This window comes from Paenibacillus sp. FSL R5-192, assembly GCF_000517845.1.
Lineage (GTDB): Bacteria > Bacillota > Bacilli > Paenibacillales > Paenibacillaceae > Paenibacillus > Paenibacillus amylolyticus.
In genome coordinates, this window is record NZ_ASPR01000003.1 from 200685 (window position 1) to 221591 (window position 20907).

The 20907-nt window shown below is 49.4% G+C and carries 3 protein-coding genes; all 3 read right to left on the reverse strand.

The features are described 5' to 3' along the window. Positions 1-21: 21 nt before the first annotated feature. From C161_RS31325 to C161_RS02755, 3 genes are read right to left on the reverse strand one after another with little or no spacing between them, the layout of a single operon-like run. Positions 22-9138, reverse strand: a complete 9117-nt coding sequence (locus C161_RS31325; protein ID WP_051449550.1) for an SDR family NAD(P)-dependent oxidoreductase — start codon at positions 9136-9138, stop codon at positions 22-24. A gap of 14 nt (positions 9139-9152) precedes the next feature. Continuing rightward, a complete protein-coding gene (locus C161_RS31330) occupies positions 9153-13184 on the reverse strand; it encodes a type I polyketide synthase (protein WP_051449551.1) in 4032 nt (1343 codons plus the stop codon). A 13-nt stretch (positions 13185-13197) separates the two neighbouring features. Next, entirely contained in the window at positions 13198-20904 is a 7707-nt protein-coding gene (locus tag C161_RS02755; protein WP_036668120.1) for an SDR family NAD(P)-dependent oxidoreductase, read from the reverse strand. Positions 20905-20907: the final 3 nt, after the last annotated feature.

Sequence of the window (20907 nt, forward strand, 5' to 3'; positions counted from 1 at the left end):
GAGAGGCTATGCTCTCCCTGATCAGAAATTAAAATCAAGATCTTCTGAGGCCGTATCGTAAGAAACCAGCATATGCTTGCTGCTTTCCAGTTCAATCTCGCCGAGTTTTTGTTCCGGATGAAGCAATAACTGTTGCAGCAGCTCTACATAATCGTTAAGCATTTTCTCCGCCGTTTCCCGCTTGAAGAGCTTGGTACGATACTCCAGATTAAATCGCAGCTTGTCATGCTTCTCGATGATTTCGAGATACACGTCATAACGACTTTCCGCAGCTCCAAACTCATATGGAGTCGTAGTGAATTTGCCCACAGTAACGTCCACTGTACCTACATTCTGAAGGGCAAACATCGCATCGAATAAAGGATTACGGTGTCTGTCTCTGTTCAAGTTAAGCTTCCGCACCAGGTCTTCAAACTGAAATTGTTGATTCTCATAAGACCTCAAGGCGCCTTCCCTAACTTCAGCCAGCAGCTCCAGGAACGTTTTCCCGGATTGTGGCTTGGTACGAATCGTGATGATGTTAATAAAAACACCAACGACATCCTCCAGATCGGCGTGAGATCTGCCCGCAATGGGAGAGCCCACAACGATATCCTCCTGATCTGCATATTTGGCCAGTAAAACGTTATATGCTGCAAGCAGCAGCATAAACAAGGTTGTTCCTGTCTTCGCAGCCATACGTTCCAGATCCATAGTCAAGGTTTCATTGCCGATAAACACGACCTGATCTCCTTCGAATTCATTAGCCAAAGGACGAGGATAATCGGTAGGCAATTTGAGCTGTGGAATGGAATCCTGATACAGGTTCAACCAATACTCTTCCTGTTTGAGCAGAGCACCAGAGGAGAGCAAGGCATTATGCCACACGGCATAATCTTTGTACTGAATGGTGAGTGGTTGCAGTTCACGCCCTTCGTACAGATCAATGATTTCCTGCATAATGATGTCCATGGACATGCCATCTGTGATGATATGATGCATATCAAAAAATACGGCGTGTACACGATCTGCAAGCTTAACCACTTCAAAACGGAATAATGGTGCCTGATCCAACTCAAAAGGTTTCACAAAACCAAGGAGCTTCTCGGTCAGTTGTTCCCGGGTACACTCTGAATAACCCACGTTGAAGTCGACCTGATCCCATAACTTCTGATAAGGAATACCGTCCAGAATCTCAAACGAAGTCCGGAAGGATTCATGACGTTGAATCAGCTTGCGAATGATCTGTTCAAATGCCCCATGCTCAAAGTCCCCTTCCATGATGGAGGCTCTTGGTATGTTTGCATTGGTGTTTTGACCCTCCAGTCGGTCCAGAACGACGAATCTCTTCTGTGCAGAAGAGACTGGGTAATACGGTTGGTTCTCCACGCGAGTCAGAGCAGGCAGTGCTCCCACAGAATCTTCACCTATGGAAAGACCGTAAGACTCCTCCAGATAGGCAGCCGATTCCGCAATGGTTGGATACATCAGGATCTCTGCTGTATTCACGAGAATCGACAACTCTTTTGTGAGACCATTGGCGATCTTGAGACCCAGAATGGAGTCTCCACCCAACTCATAGAAATCATCATAAATACTGAGTTCATTGACCCCAAGCGATTTACTCCATAGTCGGCCTAAGGCGCTCTCAATGACGGAATAAACTTCGTCCATCCTGCCCAGCAACTTCATCTCGCCTGATGATTCATGTGAACGACTTGAATCTCCCTTACGTCCTGTCTCAATGGCCTCGCTAATATCGGAAGAAAACAGCATGAGCGGCATATCATCAGAGACATGCTGATAAATCCCTTCCCGGTTGAGTTCCCCGATCAGAACCTGGGTTATATCCTTGCGCATGGCTTCTTGCAGCCCTTGGATGCCTCGGGCTGTTGTGATCGCCTTGAATCCTCCATCTGAATTGGCATGAAAATCCCGGGCCATGCCGGTCTCTTTCCATGCTGTCCAATTCACCGCAAGGGTGGACAAACCTGCTTGCCTGCGATGAGCTGCGAACGAATCCATATAGGCATTGGCAGCGGTATAGTCCCCTTGTCCAGGTTCACTAAAGAACGTGGTAGCTGTGGAGAACATGACAAAGAAGTCCGGTTGATCCGCCCGTGTCAGCTGATCCAGACTCCATGTTCCCAGCACTTTAGGCCGCATCACGCGTTCAAAGGCTTCACGGTCTTTATTCATCAGGAAACCTTCGCCAGCCACACCAGCGCCGTGGATAATACCAGACACCAGACCATGTTGCTGTCTGATTTTGCTGAGCACCGAAGCAAGCTGAATGGGGTCAGCAATATCTACGCTGTATAGATGTACTTCTGTGCCCTGAGCTTCCATCTCTTTGATCCGTTGAATCTGAGCGGTTAACTTCGTTTCCTCACCTGAGGACAGCACCTCTTCCCATGTTGCCCGTTCTGGAAACGGTGAGCGGTTCATCAATACAAGTTTGATTTTCTCCGGCGCTAAAGATAGTGCACTCGCCGTCTCCATTCCAATTCCGCCTGTCCCTCCAGTAATGAGATACACACCGCCTTCACGCATGTGTATCGGTCGTTCCGGCAGCAAGGACATCGGGATTTCGCCCAACTCCTGAACATATCGCCGCCCCTTCCGGTACGCAGCAAGATATAACGTGTCCGGGTCGCGAATTTCCTGTAGCCATTGCTCCATCGGTGTCTCGGCATCAATATCAATGCTTCGGCAACGGAATTGATTCATCTCATGACAGATGGTCTTGCCAAGCCCAACCATGGGTGCGTGTTCTGGACGAATGTACAGCTCACTGCCCGTAACGCTTTGTGTACAAGATGTCACCAGTACCAAGTCGACCGGGCGTTTGAAATGAACCCTGGACATCGCTTTGGACAAATAAAACAGACTGTACACGCCACGATCAAGCGATTCTTCCAATTCCCCTACAGTACCTTCATCCGCATCCTGATCCAGTGCAAAGAAATGAAGAAGCTGCGAGATTTTATAAGGCTCTACCGCTCGGATTAACCGTTCATAATCTTCTTCACATGATCGAATGGTAAATTCGGCATTGGCTTGATTGGTGTAGGACTCTCCGCGGTAAACCTTGATCACAAGCCGGCCTTCCGCTTCCAGTTTCCCAGCTACGGATGAGGCTGTGCCATTTCTATCCATTAACATTACAACCGGTTCTGTACTGCCACCCTGTTGACCAATCGATATTCGATTCATTTCTTTCCACATAGCGGCATAGTGCAGAGGAGCCGGGACCTCTTCTATCGAGACCTCACGCAGCTGTGGACGTTCGGGAATGTTAATCCAGCAGCGCTTCCGTTCCAGCGGATACGCGGGCAAGCTGACTTTACGAGGGTGTTCACCTGCGTACAGTTCTTCCCAGTCCGCATCTGCTCCCTGTACATACAGATGGGCGATCTGCTTTAACAAATACTCCGACTCGCGTCCATCCTGTACAAAGCTCTGGATCGCTGAACGCATTAATTGGCTCAGACCCATTTTTTCCGATTCGGTCATTTCACCAGCAGCCTTATCCTTCTTGCTCTTGGGAACAGTCCGATGTTCACCGAACTCTACACCTAGTTGTGCAATGGATTGAAACGGTTTGTTCTCCAACTGTCTAAGCGTGTTCAGAAGCCCTTCCGTATCCCGCCCCATAAGTGACAACCGGAACGGGTAATGCCCTCGTCCCGTGCTTGCTGTACTGCAAATATCTGCGAGTGCATATTGCTCGTTCCGTTCAAGCAGGCGAACATAGTCGGCAACCAGCCGCTGAAGTGCCTCTTCGGATCGGGCAGACAATACCAGCAAATGAGGACGTGCTGTTACTGGTGCAGATACGGGTATTGTCACCGGGGGTTCTTCCAGAATGACATGGCAATTCGTACCACTAATACCGAACGCACTGACACCACAGCGACGCGGTCCGTCCTTCACTTTCCACGGTCGTAATCGTGTATTCACATATACAGGCGATGCATGAAAATCAATATTCCGGTTCGGACGATTGAAATGAAGATTCGGCGGAATCACACCATGTCTGACAGCCAGTGCAGCTTTGATCAGACTGATCATGCCTGCTGCCTCAGAGGTATGACCCAGATTGGTTTTAATGGAACCGACCGCGCAGAATTGGCGTCTGTCCGTGAATTGTCGGAACGCATTTTGGATGCCTTTGATTTCAATCGGGTCACCCAGTGCGGTTCCCGTGCCATGCGTTTCCATGTAAGTAATGGTCTCGGGATGAATACCCGCCTGTTTCCAGGCCTTGGTGATGACTTCCTGTTGAGCCGCTGGATTGGGAGCCGTAATACCGGCTGAACTGCCATCCTGATTCATCGCAGTGCCTTTGAGAACGGCGTATACCTGATCCCCATCCCTCAAGGCATGATCCAGCCTTTTTAGCATCACTACCCCGATGCCCTCACCAAGTCCAGCACCATCGGAATCATCATCGAATGCCCGGGTCTTTCCATCACCGGACTCCAGTCCCTGGAGCATGTTTTCATTCTTTTTGGTGATCGGCATGGTTGAGATTTTGATTCCACCGACTGCGGCCATGCTACACTCTCCACTTAACAGGGCACGCGAAGCAATGTGCACCGCTGTGAGAGACGAAGAACAGGCCGTATCTACCAACATGCTTGGCCCTTTCAAATTCAACAAATACGATATGCGGGCCGGAATGATCGATGGTGTGTTACCCACCACAGCATCCGGCAGAGCACCCAAATCCGTCTCATATATGAATCGTGAATACATATCGACTGTGTTGGTTGAATAACCCAAATAGACACCGGTATCTGACCCGGCCAATTTCCCGCCGCCATAACCCGAATCTTCAATGGCCCTCCACACCGTCTCCAGGAAGAGACGTTGATTCGGATCTGTCAGACTGGCTTCCTTAGGTGATAATTTGAAAAATGAATAATCGAATAAGTCAATGTCTTCAATAAAAGCTCCCGCTTTGGAATCCAGTTCCGGGAGATCCAGCCTTGTATTTTGCAAATACCAGTCCAGATCCTGTTGTCTTCGTTCCGGGAGAGGACGGATATGATCTACCTTGCCTTGAATATGCTCCCAGAATTCGGATACATCAGTTGTGGAAGCTACATTCAGAGCCATCCCTACGATGGCTAAATCTCCTGACAAAGGTCCAGGCACAGTTTGTCCTGGACGCTGCTGATCTTGGGAACCTGCCTCTGCTTGCTCCGCAACATGCGTGGATTCCTGTTTTTCGCTGGTCGCATATGCATCATCTATATCACTCAATACAGGATTAGCGTCTTCTTCCGATTCACCATGTTCTTTGAAAATATATTCAGCCAGCTTATGGATCGTAGAAAATTCAAACAAGTCCGTCACGGCAAGAACACCAGAGTACCTCTTGGAGAGCCCCGCGTGAATTTTCAGCAGCAGAATGGAATCCGCACCCAACTCAAAGAAATTCTCATAGATATCGATTTCATCAAATCCAAGAACTTCTTTGCATACGCTGGCGACATGGCGTTCGGTAGCCGTATATCCGCCCCCGCTCTTGCCTGATAATTTCACTTCACCATTTGAAGTGCTGCCAGCCTTCTTGGTCGACCTCGTTTTGGAAGCAGCGCTTTGCAGATATTCGGCCACTTTGCCGCTGAGTTCTGTTGACAACCGAACCTGCATTTTATCCAGCAAGCGAACGCCGCCTCCACTGAAGTTCAGTTGCCCGATCAGCACCCTGCGGATCGAAGAGTTCATCGCCTGTGCCAAACCCTGTATCGCCTGTGCCGTAAGGACCGTTTTGAAGATGGTGTCTGCGGTAAAACCGGCATCCACCGACATGCCCGTCTCTTTCCATGTGGTCCAATTCACGGTGAGCGTGCGTTTTCCTCTTAAGGTACGTTCATCAGCAAAGGCATCCAGGTAGGCATTGGCTGCCACATAGTCTGCTTGCGTTACACCACTGAACATCGTGGCTACAGAAGAGTACATTACAAAGAAATCCAGATCATCACTGCGGGTCAGTTCATCCAGATTCCAGGTACCATATATTTTGGATGCCAGCACTTCGCTGAATCGTTCTTCACTCCGATCCAACAGAAGCTGATCTCCTCCGACACCCGCCCCATGAATAATTCCATGAATGGCCCCATAACGTGTACGCATATCCCAAATCACCATATCCATGGCTTCCCAGTCAGCTACATCCGCACTGTACCAAGACACTTCTGAACCTTTAGCCTCCAGCTCCGTAACGGCTGTAATGAATCGCCGAAGCTTGGCTTGACCGGGCTGGTTCATCAAGTTCTCCCAATGTATACGATCCGGTATCGGGGTCCGATTGATCAGAGCCAGGCGCACAGGTGCTTTGGAAGCCAGGAAACGCGCAGTTTCCAGACCAATACCACCGCCACCCCCAGTAATCAGATATACGCCCTGATGGCGTACAGATAATGGGGCATCCTCAGCAACCTGCACACGCGTAAATTCTTCAACATAACGTTGTCCACCACGGTACGCGACCAGATAATCCCCCTGACCTTCTGTCTCCAGCGCTTCCTCCACCCAGTCATCTGTGGCGGTGTCTGCATCTACGTCTATGGAGCGGAAAGAGATGGATGGATGCTCACGGCTCAATACCTTGCTTAGACTAAGGAATGGCGCATGTTCCGGCCGCTGAGCGGATTCGTCTCCCGTAATATTGTGGGCGTTCAATGCAATCAGTGTAATACCAGCAATCTCGGCAAAATCACTTCTCATCAGAGCACGCACTAAATAATACACACTGTACACACCTTGGCGCTGGCTGTTCTGCAATTCATTCAGACTGTGAATACCCGATTGCGGGGTATCCAAAGAACAGCCAACATGAATGATGTGATCCACCGACTTGTCCCGAAGGCTTGCGAAGAGACGGTCGTAATCCGCTTCCTCGTCACCAAGCGTATACCGATTGTCGCTCACATGTGCATAAGCAGAGCCCACTACAGCCCGGATTATATTCACGCCCGTGCGCTCAAGCACACGAGCTACAGAATCATCTGCACCAGGCTTGCCTGCAATCAGCAATACCGTTCCCGGTAAAACGGAGATCCCGCTGCCCGAACGTTTCCGTTCAGCAACTCTCCATTGCATCGTATAATGAAAATATTCTGTCTGTTGAACAGGCACTGCTGCACCTCTATCGATACGACTCGAAACCAGATCCTCGGGCAGATCAATCCAGCAGCGATGGGATTCAAAAGGATACACGGGCAGGCTGACCCGACGCACACCGGTACCTTTGTACAGTTCCACCCAGTCTACGTCTGCCCCTTGTACGTATAACGAACCAAGTTCGGACACGCCAGCCTCATCAGTCCACTCGGAGAGGGTAACCTCTTGCGTAAGCTCCTGTACCCGTCGATCAAGCTTCTTCCGTGACGCTTCCGTCATATCACTTGGCTCAAGCTGTGATTTACTGGCAGGAACGATTTTGTGCTCCCCGAAGCTAAACCAAGACTCAGGCTCATTCCACGTTTCCGCCAAGGATAGGACTTGCAGTTTCAGTCCCAGATCCGCGAGACTCTCTGCTAATACAGCCAATCGGAAGTTGTAGTGTCCTCTGCCGACACTCGCGGTATAACACAGATCCTGCAGATGACATGCAGGCGGTTTTTCCTGCATTAATCGGCTATATGTGGCGACCAGTTCCCGCAGAGCTGGCTCAGACTTGGCGGACAACACAACCAGACCTTCCTTCGCATAAGAAGAGTCAACATCTGTAGCAACCGGGGCTTCTTCCAGCACCAGATGACAGTTCGTTCCGCTAAAACCGAAACTGCTTACTGCACAGCGCATCGGAGATCCTTTTGCTTCCCATTTACGAAGTCTTGTGTTTACATACACGGGTGATGTCTTGAAGTCGATCTGTGCATTGGGTCTGTCAAAATGAAGAGATGGCGGGATTTCACGGTTTTTGATAACCAGTGCCGCCTTGATTAGACTGACCAGACCTGCCGCTTCATAGGGGTGACCCATATTCGATTTCACGGTACCGATCGGACAAAATTGCTTTTTATCCGTATACTTCTGGAAAGCAAGCTCTAAGCCTTCAAGTTCCAACGGATCTCCCAGCTTCGTACCCGTTCCATGTGTCTCAATGTAAGACAGGGTCTCCGGGTGAATTCCGGCCTGATCCCACGCTCTTGATATCACATCGGCCTGGGCCTCCGGGTTGGGAGCGGTGATCCCAATAGAAGCTCCGTCCTGATTGATGGCGCTGCCTTTGATGACCGCATAGATCTGGTCCTTGTCCTTTAGCGCTTTGCTTAACGGCTTAAGTAATACCGTCGCAACCCCTTCGCTAATTCCAGCCCCATCCGATGAATGGTCAAAGGCTCTTGTTCGTCCATCCGATGCTTCAAGTCCCCCGCGGTAATACTCCGTATCCAGTGGCATCAGGTTCACACGCAAGCCACCGGCAAGTGCCATCTCACAATCGCCATTCCGAATGGATTGGCAGGCGAGATGCACGGCAACCAATGAGGATGAACAGGCGGTGTCCACCACCATCGAAGGCCCTTTTAGATCCAGAAGATACGAGATTCGTGCGGGCATCATGGCGGAAATATTGCCCACAGCTGCATCCGAAGTTAATTGAATATCAATATCCTGAATCATTCGCAGATAGCTGTCCTTAATGTTGCTGGCGAATCCCAGATATACGCCTGTACGGCTGCCAGCCAGACTTTTCCCACCATATCCTGCATCTTCGAGGGCACTCCAGGCTGTTCGTAGAAACAGTCTTTGAAAAGGGTCCATCAGCGCCGCGTCCCGAGGCGGAATCCGAAATAATTTGTAATCGAATTGGTCGATATCTTTCAGATAAGAACCATCACTGTATTTGATGTCCTCTCCATATCCTGCATATTGGAGATATGCATCAATATTTTGACGACGAGAGTCCGGAAAATTGGCAATGGAATCACAGCGATCGCGGATGTTGTCCCAAAACTCGCCAATATTGTCCGCAGACGGAAGCATGGCCGATATGCCAACAATGGCGATTCCCTCAGAGTCGTTCCGCCTACCCTCCGATTTCAATCCTTTGAGCAGCTGGGCAGCAACCTGCTTGTCAATTTTGCCCGCGGCTGCATTCTCAATAATCATTCTCAGCATTTGGCTTGTTTGGTTCATCGGGTTCTCCTTCCTCAACGATCCTCGAAGCTCTTGACTGCATCGTCAATGCTCAGACTACCGGCTTCAATATCTTTAAACAGCTGTTCAAAATCATCCACCGGTTGGACTGGCTCAGCAGCCGGTTTTATTTCCAGCTTGGTCATTACAAATTGGGATAGCGCATGTACACTGGTGTACGAAAATAGATGGATTAGTTTCATCTTGCCTGGATAGGCATCTTCGAGCAGAGAAAATAAACGGTTTAACAGGATGGAATCTCCGCCCAGATCAAAAAAGCTGTCGTGGATATCCAGTTCTTCAAAACCGAGTACTTCGTTATACATGCCTGCAATCTGCCGTTCGATGCTGTTGTAATCCTCGCCGTCTTTCCCTTTGAGCTCAACATGTGCATTCGCCGATTTGTTTCGTTTGGCTGCAACAGGAGCCACCTGCCGCGACTCTTCCAACTTCTCGGCTTCCTTCAGCCTGTTCGTCATCTCTTCCGAGAATCGGAATGGAAACTTGGTCAATAGCGCTTTGGCAAACCGAGGATGGTATGTAAATTCCCCGATCAACACACGCGGCACCTCTTTGTTCAATGCTGCAAAAAAACCGGCCGTTGCCTGCTCGGTCGGAAGGGCTTTGGTAATGGCGTCCACATTAAAACCATAATCAACGGACATGCCCGCTTCTTTCCACGAGGACCAGTTAATAGACAAGGTCTTCAGGCCGCTTTTGCTCCGCGAGTAAGACAAAGCATCCAGATATGCATTGGCCGCTGAATAATCTCCTTGTCCAACCTCACTTGACAGAGACAGACCGGACGAGAAAAAGACCATGAAATCAAGTTCATCCTGCCGGGTCAGTTGGTCCAGTATCCAGGCTCCCTGCACTTTGGGATGAAGGACTTCGTCAAACGTTTCCTGGGTTTTGCGGATCAAATATCCAACCGCCGGTACCCCTGCACCGTGAATCACACCCGTGATGGACCCGTGCTTCTCCCTGACATCGGCCAGTACATCCTGCATCGCTGCATAATCCGACACATCGGCTGCATAACAGGATACTTCCGAGCCCTGTTGTTCAATCGCCAGGAAATTATGGAGAAGAGCCGCCATCTTGGGTTCAAGTTCGGGGTCCTTAAGAAGAGTCTCCCATTCCGATCTTACTGGAACTGGGGTGCGACCAATCAGTACAAGCTTAACGTCTGCTTGGGCAGCAAAGAATTTTGCCATTTCCTGACCAATCCCGCCTGTACCTCCAGTAATGACGTACACGCCATCTCTTTGGATATGGACAGGAGAATCCTTTAACTCATTGGCTGGGACTTCACCCAATTCCTCGATATATCGAACCCCATTGCGGTATGCAGAGGTATAACTCTGATTTTGGGAACCCATTTCCTGAAGCAGTTCAGCTACTCCTGTACTCTCGTCCAAATCAATGCTTCGACACGTAATATGCGGATATTCCAGGGCGAGTACTTTGCCCAGACCGTATAACGAGGCCGCTTCGGGAGAAAGCCGACTCTCTCCGGTTGTGACTTCGTAGACCTGTTCGGAGACCAGCATCATATTCAGCGCGCTGTCACTTCCGTGCTCAATCAAGGCACGAATCAGATAAAACAGGCTATATACCCCTTTTTGCTGACTTTGTTCCAAAGCCTGAAGTGTACGAATTTCCGTGGAAGCCGGGACTGCAAAGAGATGCACAATGTCACTGATGGACGTTTCTCCCAACGCTACAAACAACTCCCCAAAGTTGCCTTCCGAACCATTTACCGTAAATGATCCATCCGGTTCCTGATTGAAAGATTCTCCATAACAGACCTCAATCACTTGGCGCCCTGACTGCTTAAGGCGTTCAATCAATTCACTTCCCCGGTTACCCTCATCCTTCAAAACCAGCACTGCACCTGTTCCTTGAATCGGCTCCGGCTCTGTTAGATCTGCTCTCCTCCAGTTCATCCGATAGAATCGGGCTGGCGTCGGTTCTTCCGAGTCCGCATTGCTGTAATTCGCGATAGCGGCGGTACGAGCTGCCTCAGGAACTTCAAACCAGCAGCGAGTCCGGGTAAATGGATAGGTCGGCAGACTTGTTTTGCGTAGCCCGTCCCCTGTGTATAGAAGCTCCCAGTTCAGTTCTGCACCTTGTATATAATGCATTCCAATCTGGTCCAGTATGGCCTGTTCAGCCTGATACCCCTTACCCATCTTCGCCAGTTCCGGATTCAGACTCATAGACCGATGGCCCGTATGCCCTTCTTCTCCACCTATGGCTGGTGAATCTGGACGGTTTTGATCGTTGCTGACCTTGTGATAACCGTAATAAATCCCTGGACTTCGATGTCCATTGGGTCCTACACTTTTGCTTAAATTCTCATCCGCCGATCCGATCATTCGTCCAGCCTCAATTAAGCGAAGTTGAAGCTCCTCCGCATCCTGCCCGGTGACCAGTAAACGGTATGAATAGTGGCCCCTTCCCGTGTTGGCGGTATAACATACAGAAGGTACATGCTGAGATTCAACTTGAGAGAGCACGTTAGCATATTCCGTAATCAGGGTCTGGAGAGCTGCCTCCGTTTTGGCCGATACGGTTAGAAGATGTCCTCCCTCCACTTCCTGCTCCTTAACCGTAGTCGTCGGCGCCTCTTCCAGCACGATGTGGCAATTGGTTCCACTGATGCCAAATGCACTAACACCGCTACGTCGTGGTGTTGCATCGGTATCCCATTCCCGCAATCGGGCATTCACATAGACCGGGGAAGCCGCAAAGTCGATGGCCCGATTCGGTCTGTGAAAATGTTTGGAAGCAGGAATCTGTTTGTGTTGCAGTGACAGAGCAGATTTGATCAAACCCACGACCCCAGCCGCCTCCGACAGGTGGCCGATATTGGTTTTGACCGAGCCGATCCCGCAAAATTGACTTTTGCCGGTGTGACGCCGGAATGCCTGCTCAATCCCTTGTACCTCTAGGGGATCACCCAGCATGGTGCCACTGCCATGCGTCTCAATATAAGAGACCGTCTCGGGATCGATACCCGCATCTGCCCAGGCTTGAAGAATCGCTTCGGTCTGCGCCTCTGGGTTCGGGGCGGCGATACTAATAGATTTACCATCCTGGTTTACGCCATAACCTTTAATGACAGCATAGATCTGGTCACGATCTTCCAACGCTTTATCCAGCGGTTTGAGCATCACTACTCCTGCGCCTTCACCAATGCCCGATCCGTCCGAATCGTCATCAAAAGCTTTGGTTCTCCAATCTGTCGACTCAATCCCGATTTTGATATGATCACTCTTTAAAGGAACCAGATTAATCTTGATTCCCCCAACGAGTGCCTGATCACATTGCCCCTCCTTGATCGCCTGACAGGCCAGTGTAATGGCCACCAGAGAGGATGAACAAGAGGTATCCACCACCATGCTCGGCCCTTTCAAATCCAGTAAGAAGGATAACCGACCAGCCGCTACAGAAGCCAGATTACCCACAAGCGAGTACGCAAAGGATTCCGGTTCCGCATCGTAGATAAAACGTGAGTACAAATCCCTAATATTGTTGGACAGGCCCAGATATACACCGGTACGACTGCCCGTCAGTTTTCCGCCTCCATACCCTGCATCCTCGATCGCCTTCCATGCCGTTTCCAGAAACAGTCTGTGGTTGGGGTCTGTAAGACTAGCTTCTTTGGGTGACATTTTAAAATAGGCGTAATCAAATTTATCAATCTCATCCAGATAGGCATTTTCATTAAATTGAATTTCGTCTGGCGACATGCCCAAATATTGCAGATACGACTGGATGTCCGGCACTCTGGATTCGGGAAAGGAACGAATGCTGTCCGTGCCACTGACGATGTTATCCCAGAATTCGACAGGAGATTCAGCCTGCGGCAACTTCAAAGCCATGCCCACAATGGCAATATCTTTGGCAGCATTGGTTGACCCGGACGCCGTATAAGCGTCCTCTTCCGCTTTGAGCTTTTTGAGTAGCTGCACGGCCACGGTTTTATCCAAGCTTCCGTCTTGCAGATGTTCCATGACAAACTTGTATACACTCTCCACCACAGTTCCTCCTTTACAGGTTAATCAGGTTATTCAATGCCTGCTGCAGCGTAACATCGCCGCTTTCCATCTGGTCGATTACACGCTTCAAATCCTGCTCCATGTCTTGTGGCTTCGAAGTAGACTTCTCATCCATAAAACGAGCCAACCTAGTAATATTGGAGTTCGCAAACAAATCCGTGACTTTGGTCAGACCAGGAAACTGCTGATCGATCCGGGCCTGTACCTGTATAAGGACGATGGAATCGGCACCCATTTCGAAGAAACTATCCCCTACATTAATTTCATGAAAACCAAGCATCGTTTTACAGATGGTGGCGAGTGCCTTTTCAGTCGGTGTATAGGATGCATCTGATTTACCTGTCAAAACGACTTCTCCGTCACGATCCTCTGACGAGGATGCTGGAAGACGCTTGCTTGCCAGCTGCTTCATCCGTTGGTCCAGTTGAACGCGAATAGAGGAAGAGAGATCAAACGGACTTTTGGCCAGTGCGGATATCAATTGACCCTCATAATGAATCTGGCCAATAAGTACTCGGCGAACCGAGGATTGCCGCATCACCAGAGACAATTGATTCATCGCCTGCTCTGTCGGCATGGCTTTGAACAACGTATCTACAGCAAACCCGTGCTCGGCTGACATGCCGGTCTCCTTCCAGGTAGACCATTGCACAGTCAGTGTGCGCTTGCCCATCATCGATCTGTAGTCAGCATACGCATCCAAGTAGGCATTCGCCGCAATGTAATCCGCCTGTCCCGGGGCGCTGAAGACCGAAGCAATCGATGAATAGAGCACCATGAAATCGAGATGATCCTGTTCAGTAAGTTGATCCAATACCCAAGTGCCATGCACTTTGGGAGAGAAGACCTCGGTGAATCCTGCCTGAGAACGGCTTGTGATCATTTCAGAGCTTCCGACCCCTGCACCATGGACAATCCCTTTGATTTTCCCGAATGTAACCCGAAGCTGATCCAGAAGTACACGCATGGCATCTAGATCCGACACATCTGCAGCATGGCAACTAACCTGATGTCCCCGGCTCTCCAGTTCACGAATAACTGTGATTTGATGAATCACTTTGAGTTTGGATTGTTCTGCAACAATGGCATCCCATTGCTCACGTGCAGGCATCGGTGTACGGCTGATTAATGCAAGATTTACTGGAGCATCGGAAGCCAAATACCGCGCGGTTTCCAGTCCAATTCCACCTGTACCGCCTGTAATGATGTATACACCATCGTTGTCAAAAACAAGTTCGTCTTCAGGAGGTGCTGATTCATTCAACGCTCTGAACTCCTGAACATACCGAGTTCCATTTCGATAGGCTACCTCATAATAGGAAGATGAAGTGCCGATCTCTTTCAGCAACAGATCCAGAGACGAACCTTCATCGATATCAATACAACGGCAATGAATCTGTATGTTTTCCTTGCCTACCACTCTGCCCATTCCAAAGGCAGAAGCCAGATGAGGTTTCATCCGCTCCGTACCCCTAATGGAATTGACCTCACGGGAAATCAGAACTAACTCGATGGGTTGACTCAGAGAACTGGACAACAACGCTCGAATAAACCGGAAGAACCCATACACACGTTCATTTAGAACAGACTCTAATGATTCCATGTCACTGGATTTACTTGCTGAATGTTCCTCACTACCAACACCGTTCAGATACACAATTCTTGAAAGTTGGTCTAGGCCCACCTGTTGCAGCACACGCTCATAGGCTTCCACTTGTTCCACATTTCGACTGTCCGGGTCAGATCGCAGAACATCCGTCTGAAGTACGGAATATACCTGCATCCCCGACTGCTCCATACGTGCCGCTATCTCAGCTGCATAATCGGACCCATCCAGAAGTACAAGTGTTGTGCCGTCGCTCACTTCGATCTGCTGATCGGAATCCCCTTTCGCTATCCCCTTCTGTTGCCATACCAGCTCGTAGGCTTCCGGTACCGCTCTGGTGCTCACTTGCGTGTATACCGAAGACTGCTCGGGAAGATCCACCCAGCAGCGTGTATTATCGTATGGATACAATGGAAGACTGATTTTACGAATTTCTTCTTCCCTGTACATCAGGCTCCAATCCACGTCACTGCCTGTGGTGTACAATTTGCATAATTCATGTAGTACTCCCGGATCTGAAGATTCCATGTATCGGGATAGGCACTCTCTACCCTCCTGCTTCAAAATGGACTTCTCCTGGCCCGTCAATTCGTAGTTCTTCCCTTCGTTCTTCTCTGTTACGACCTTATGCATTCCGTAATAGAGCTGATGCTCACCTACGGATTCGAGATCTGATGTAGCGAGTCGTCTCAGCTTCACGAGCAGATCGGACGTGTCCGTCACGCCAAAGGCGACACGATAAACATGATGCCAGCGCCCCGTATTCGCGGTATAACAGATGTTTTTGAGCGGAAGTTCCTGGTGACGTTCCGAGATAAAACGAATATAGTTATCAACCAGCGCAAGTAACGACTTGCAGCTCTTGGCACTTAGCGTGAATACTTCCACTTCTCTCGAAATCTTCCGCTCCTGAATAATAGGCGGCTCTTCCAGTACCAGATGGCAGTTGGTTCCGCTAAACCCAAAGGCACTGACTCCGCAGCGAAGCGGCTCGCCGTTTCCATCCCATGGTCTCGATTTCGTATTGACATACAACGGTGAATCCTGAAACGAAATGGATGAGTTGGGCTTATCAAAATGAAGCGTGGGTGGCAATATCCGATGTTTCAAGGCCATAGCCGCTTTAACCAGACTGCCCACACCAGCTGCTTCAAACAAATGGCCTATATTGGACTTGACCGAACCTATAGCAACAAACTGATTCTTGTCTGTATATCGGCGCAGGGCCGTAGTAAGTCCATCCATTTCAATTGGATCACCAAGTTTCGTCGCTGTACCATGCATTTCCACGTAACCAATGGTAGATGGATCAATACCGGCATCCTGCCATGCCTTCACAATAACATCCGTTTGCGCTTCAGGATTCGGAGCCGTAATGCCAATCGAAGCTCCATCCTGATTAATGGCACTTCCTTTGATGACTGCATAAATATTGTCTTTATCTGCAATCGCTTTGCTTAGTGACTTCAATACCACGGCGGCTCCGCCTTCACCAAGCCCCGAACCATCTGCTTCCTGATCAAATGGCTTGGTTAATCCATCCGAAGACTCAATGCCGACTTTCAAATAATCATGATCCAACGGACTGAGGCTGATCCGTGCACCAGCAACAATCGCCATCTCGCAATCACCATTACGAATGGCCCGGCAGGCCAGATGGGTAGCGACAAGTGATGCAGAACATGCCGTGTCGATGACCATCGTAGGCCCCTTGAGATCCAGTGGATAGGCAATACGGGTCGGCATCATGGCTGTGATATTCCCTACAATGGACATCGGATATTGATAAGGATCAAGATCACAGATCATTTTGAGATAAGAATCGTTCAGGCTACTGGCAAAACCCATATAGACACCCGTATTTGTTCCTTCGATGCGTCCCCCGTAACCTGCATCCTCTACCGCATGCCATGACGTCTTCATGAATAACCGCTGAATCGGGTCCGTTAATCCGGCCTCCTTCGGAGACAAGCGGAAATATTTATAATCGAATTGATCAATATCATCCAGAAATGCACCCTGAAGGTACTGTACTTCTTTGTCCGAACCCAGTCTTGCATTCATCCATTGATGATAGGCATCCATGTCTTTTTTGCGTCCCTCTGGAAAATCCGTTGTACAGTCCACACCGTTCAGGATGTTGTCCCAATACTGCTCTGCCGTATCTGCCATTGGCATTTCAGCAGCAATCCCAATAATGGCGATGGCCTCATCCTCTTCAACAGTTGGTTTCTTTTGCTCCAGAGGAGCAGCAGCTTTTGCTTTTACAGCGGCGCCGTTACCCTGATTCACATGTAGTGCCAGCTTATGAATGGATGTATGTGCAAATAAATGAGCTATCTTCACTTTCCCGGGAAACTCCTCGTTAAGCCTCTCATGCATACGGATCAGCATGATGGAGTTGCCCCCGAGATCGAAGAAATTATCGTAGATATTGATCTCCTGATAGCCCAGTATCTCACTGTATATGCGCGCAACCTGCTGCTCGGTTTCCGAATAGCGACCTTCCTCATTCCCGGAAAGATCTACGGGCCCCGTATGTTTCTCCTGTGGTATGGTTCGGTTCGGACGATGTTGCGCTCCTTGGTCAGCGATTTCCTTACTGCGCTTCACTCCGGCTTCCAGCTTATCAGACAACCGGAACGGGAACTGCCCAAGTGCAGCAAGATGTTTGCTTCCATAATTCATTGCACCGATAAACACTCGGGAGAGCCGTCTGCTCATGGCCGCTTCCATCGCTGCAATCCCATCCGTTGTCGGAATGGTCTTGAACATGCCATCCACATTGATCCCAAATTCCACGGACATTCCAGTTTCCTTCCACGATACCCAATCAATGGAAAGTGTTCTACGTCCCTGTCCCGTCCTCCATGCCGCGAAGGAGTCCAAATAACAATTGGCAGCCGTATAATCGCCTTGTCCAATTTCACCGATGACAGATATACCGGAGGAGAACAATACCATAAAGTCCATGTCTTGATCTCGCGTCAGTTTCTCCAGAATCCAGGTTCCCTTCACCTTGGGTCCAAGAATGGTCTGGAACTCATCATCGCTTTTGCGATATAAAAATCCGTCTCCGGGAATACCTGCTCCATGAATAACACCATTTATATTTCCATAGCGGTGAGTGATATCCTGAATCACTTCCGTCATGCCCACAACATCGGCCAGATCCGCACTGTAATAATGAACGGTTGCACCCAATGCTTCCAGTTCAAGGATGCCTTGCATTTTGGTACAGCGGGAGTCTTGGCCTGTTTGCAGTATGCCTTCCCATTCTTCCTTTGCTGGAAGAAGTGTCCGACCAACAAGCGCCAGCTTCACTGGCTTCGAAGAAGCCAGAAACCGTGCTGCTTCCAGACCAATACCGCTTGTACCACCCGTCACAAGATATACACCATCTGGACGCACCTCGAAAGGCACGCTCTCACTTTCATTAAGGTCTATCTCTGTGAACGTCTCCGTATAACGCTGTCCTTCACGATACGAAACAGCATAAGCTTCACCGTTTATATGTCTTTCCCTGAGGATGTCCTCCGTACATATGGACTGATCCACATCTACAAATTTGCTCCGAATATGTCCATACTCCTGCTGGATCACCTTACCCAGTCCCATCAAGAGTGCATTATGAGGGGTGATCCTCTCTTCTCTGCCTGTGACGTGTCCGGCGTATTCAGCAATCAGGTTCAGATGAATCTCTTCGGCGAAGCCTTTGCTCATCAGTGCCTGAACCAGATAGACAGGTGAGTAGAAAGCCTCCTTTTGCCTGGCTTCAATAGATGCCAAATCTTCGGGATAGAATGAACTCCCCATCATGGACATATAGATGATTTCAGTAATTTCACCGTCTGTGTACATGTTTAATAGCTGCGAATAAGCTCCCGGCATATCTCCGCCAACTTCGTATTGGTCCTCCGATATTTGCTGGAACTGGTCACCCGGTCTCACATGGACTACCCGGCTGCCTTCGCCTTTCAGCCCAGCCGACAATTCCTGTTCCAGTTCGGTTCCGTTACCGATAATCATTACTGTGCCTGAAGAGGAAGGTGCCGAGGTATCCGAAGTCGCATCCCCACGATCCTCTACCCAGCGAACGGTATGAAAGTAGTCTTTTAACGAAACAGCTGACGGGTCCTGAATATCAATCCAGCATCTGCTGGGCTCAAACGGATACGTAGGTAAACTCAGCTTCTTGACCTGTCGCCCTTGATATAGCTGTCCCCAATCCATCGTTGCACCCTCAGCATAGAGTACAGCCAAATCCCCGAGTGCTGTTTCATCCCACGAAAGTAGACTGGCAGCCAGTTCTTTGATCCTCTCTTGTGCCTGAGATGATTGACGTCTGGTGCGCTCACGTTCTTCCGAATCCATTCGCTCGGCTCCCGTAGGCTTAGGAGCAGGAGCACCGGCATAGACTCCTTCTTGTGTCTTCAATTGTGCCCAAGGTTGTTCCAACAAGTGGATCAGTTGAGTTGTATCCTCCACAAGCAGGGACAAGCGATGTTCATAATGTCCACGTCCTGTAGCTGCCGTATAACACACACTCGCAACAGGAGCTTCACGATTCTCCTTCAAGAAACGTTCATACCGCTGGAGCAATCGAACCAGTGCTTCTTCCGTCTGAGCCGAACACACAAACAGATGCTTGCCTGAACCCAGATCATCTCCCGGGTCTTGTACAGTAACAGCCGGAGCTTCCTCAAGCACGACATGGCAATTGGTTCCGCTGAATCCAAAAGCACTGACACCACATCTGCGCGGAATTCCTTCTTCCGCCTCCCAGGGTCGGAGTTGTGTATTTACATACACTGGTGTCTGCTCAAACCGGATGTTGCGGTTGGGTTTGGCAAAATGAAGGGATGGCGGGAGCTTCTGATGTTTCAAGGCCATCACCGCTTTGAGTAATCCTGTCACGCCTGCACATTCATATAAATGACCGATATTGGATTTCACAGAGCCGATCGCGCAAAATTGTTTTTTGGATGTAAACTGTTCGAAAGCGTTGGTAATCCCTTTAATCTCAATCGGATCTCCCAATTCTGTTGCTGTACCATGGGCTTCAATATAACGGATCGTCTCGGGGTCTATCCCCGCTTCTTCCCAAGCCTTCACGATCGCTTCCGATTGGGCCCGTGGATTCGGTGCGGTTAGTCCAATGGATGTTCCGTCCTGATTGGCAGCAGTCCCCTTAATGACGGCGTAGATATGATCCCCATCTTCAATGGCCCGACTTAACGGTTTCAGAAGAATGGCAGCCACACCTTCACCAACACCCGCTCCATCCGAGGCATCATCAAATGTACGCGTCTCCCCGTCCGAGGACTCAATGCCAAATTGCTCATATTTATTAAAAACAGGGAGCGTATTCACCTTCACCCCACCCGCTATCGCTGCATCACATTCACCACTTCGAATCGACTGACAGGCCATATGGACGGCAACAAGGGATGAGGAACATGCGGTATCCACCACCATGCTGGGGCCTTTCAAATTCAGCAAATAGGATATTCTTCCTGCCAATACCGCCGTCACATTGCCCGTTACCGAGATGGAGATGGATTCCGGTTCTACATCGGCGATAATATTGGCATAATTATCTCGGGTGCTGCTGTAATATCCTACATACAATCCCGTATTGCTACCGGATAACCGCGCGCCTCCATAACCTGCATCTTCCACTGCTTCCCATGCCGTCTGGAGAAAAATTCTCTGGTCAGGACTCATCAGGGCTGCTTCTTTGGGTGTCAGCTTAAAATAGCGATAATCAAACTTGTCCACTTCATCCAGATAAGAGCCTTTAATAAAGCTTAACCCGTCTTCATCCTGCTGTTTGAAACGTACATATTTCAGAACATCCTCTTGTCTCGCTTCAGGGAACTCCACAATGGAATTCACTTTGTTCTCAATATTGCTCCAGAACTCCTCCACATGATCAGCCATGGGCATATGCGCAGAGATGCCGATGATGGCAATATCTTCACGAGTGTTCTTTTTCTGCTGTTTCAACAGTGTGATCATATCAATCGCCGTTTTTTTGTCGATTTTGCCACCAGATGTATTCTCAATAATATATTTAAGCAACTGTTCCAATGT

Excerpts from the sequence above, each read along its gene's own strand:
- C161_RS31325 (WP_051449550.1), bottom strand. The coding sequence starts at position 9,138 with ATGAACCAAACAAGCCAAATGCTGAGAATGATTATTGAGAATGCAGCC.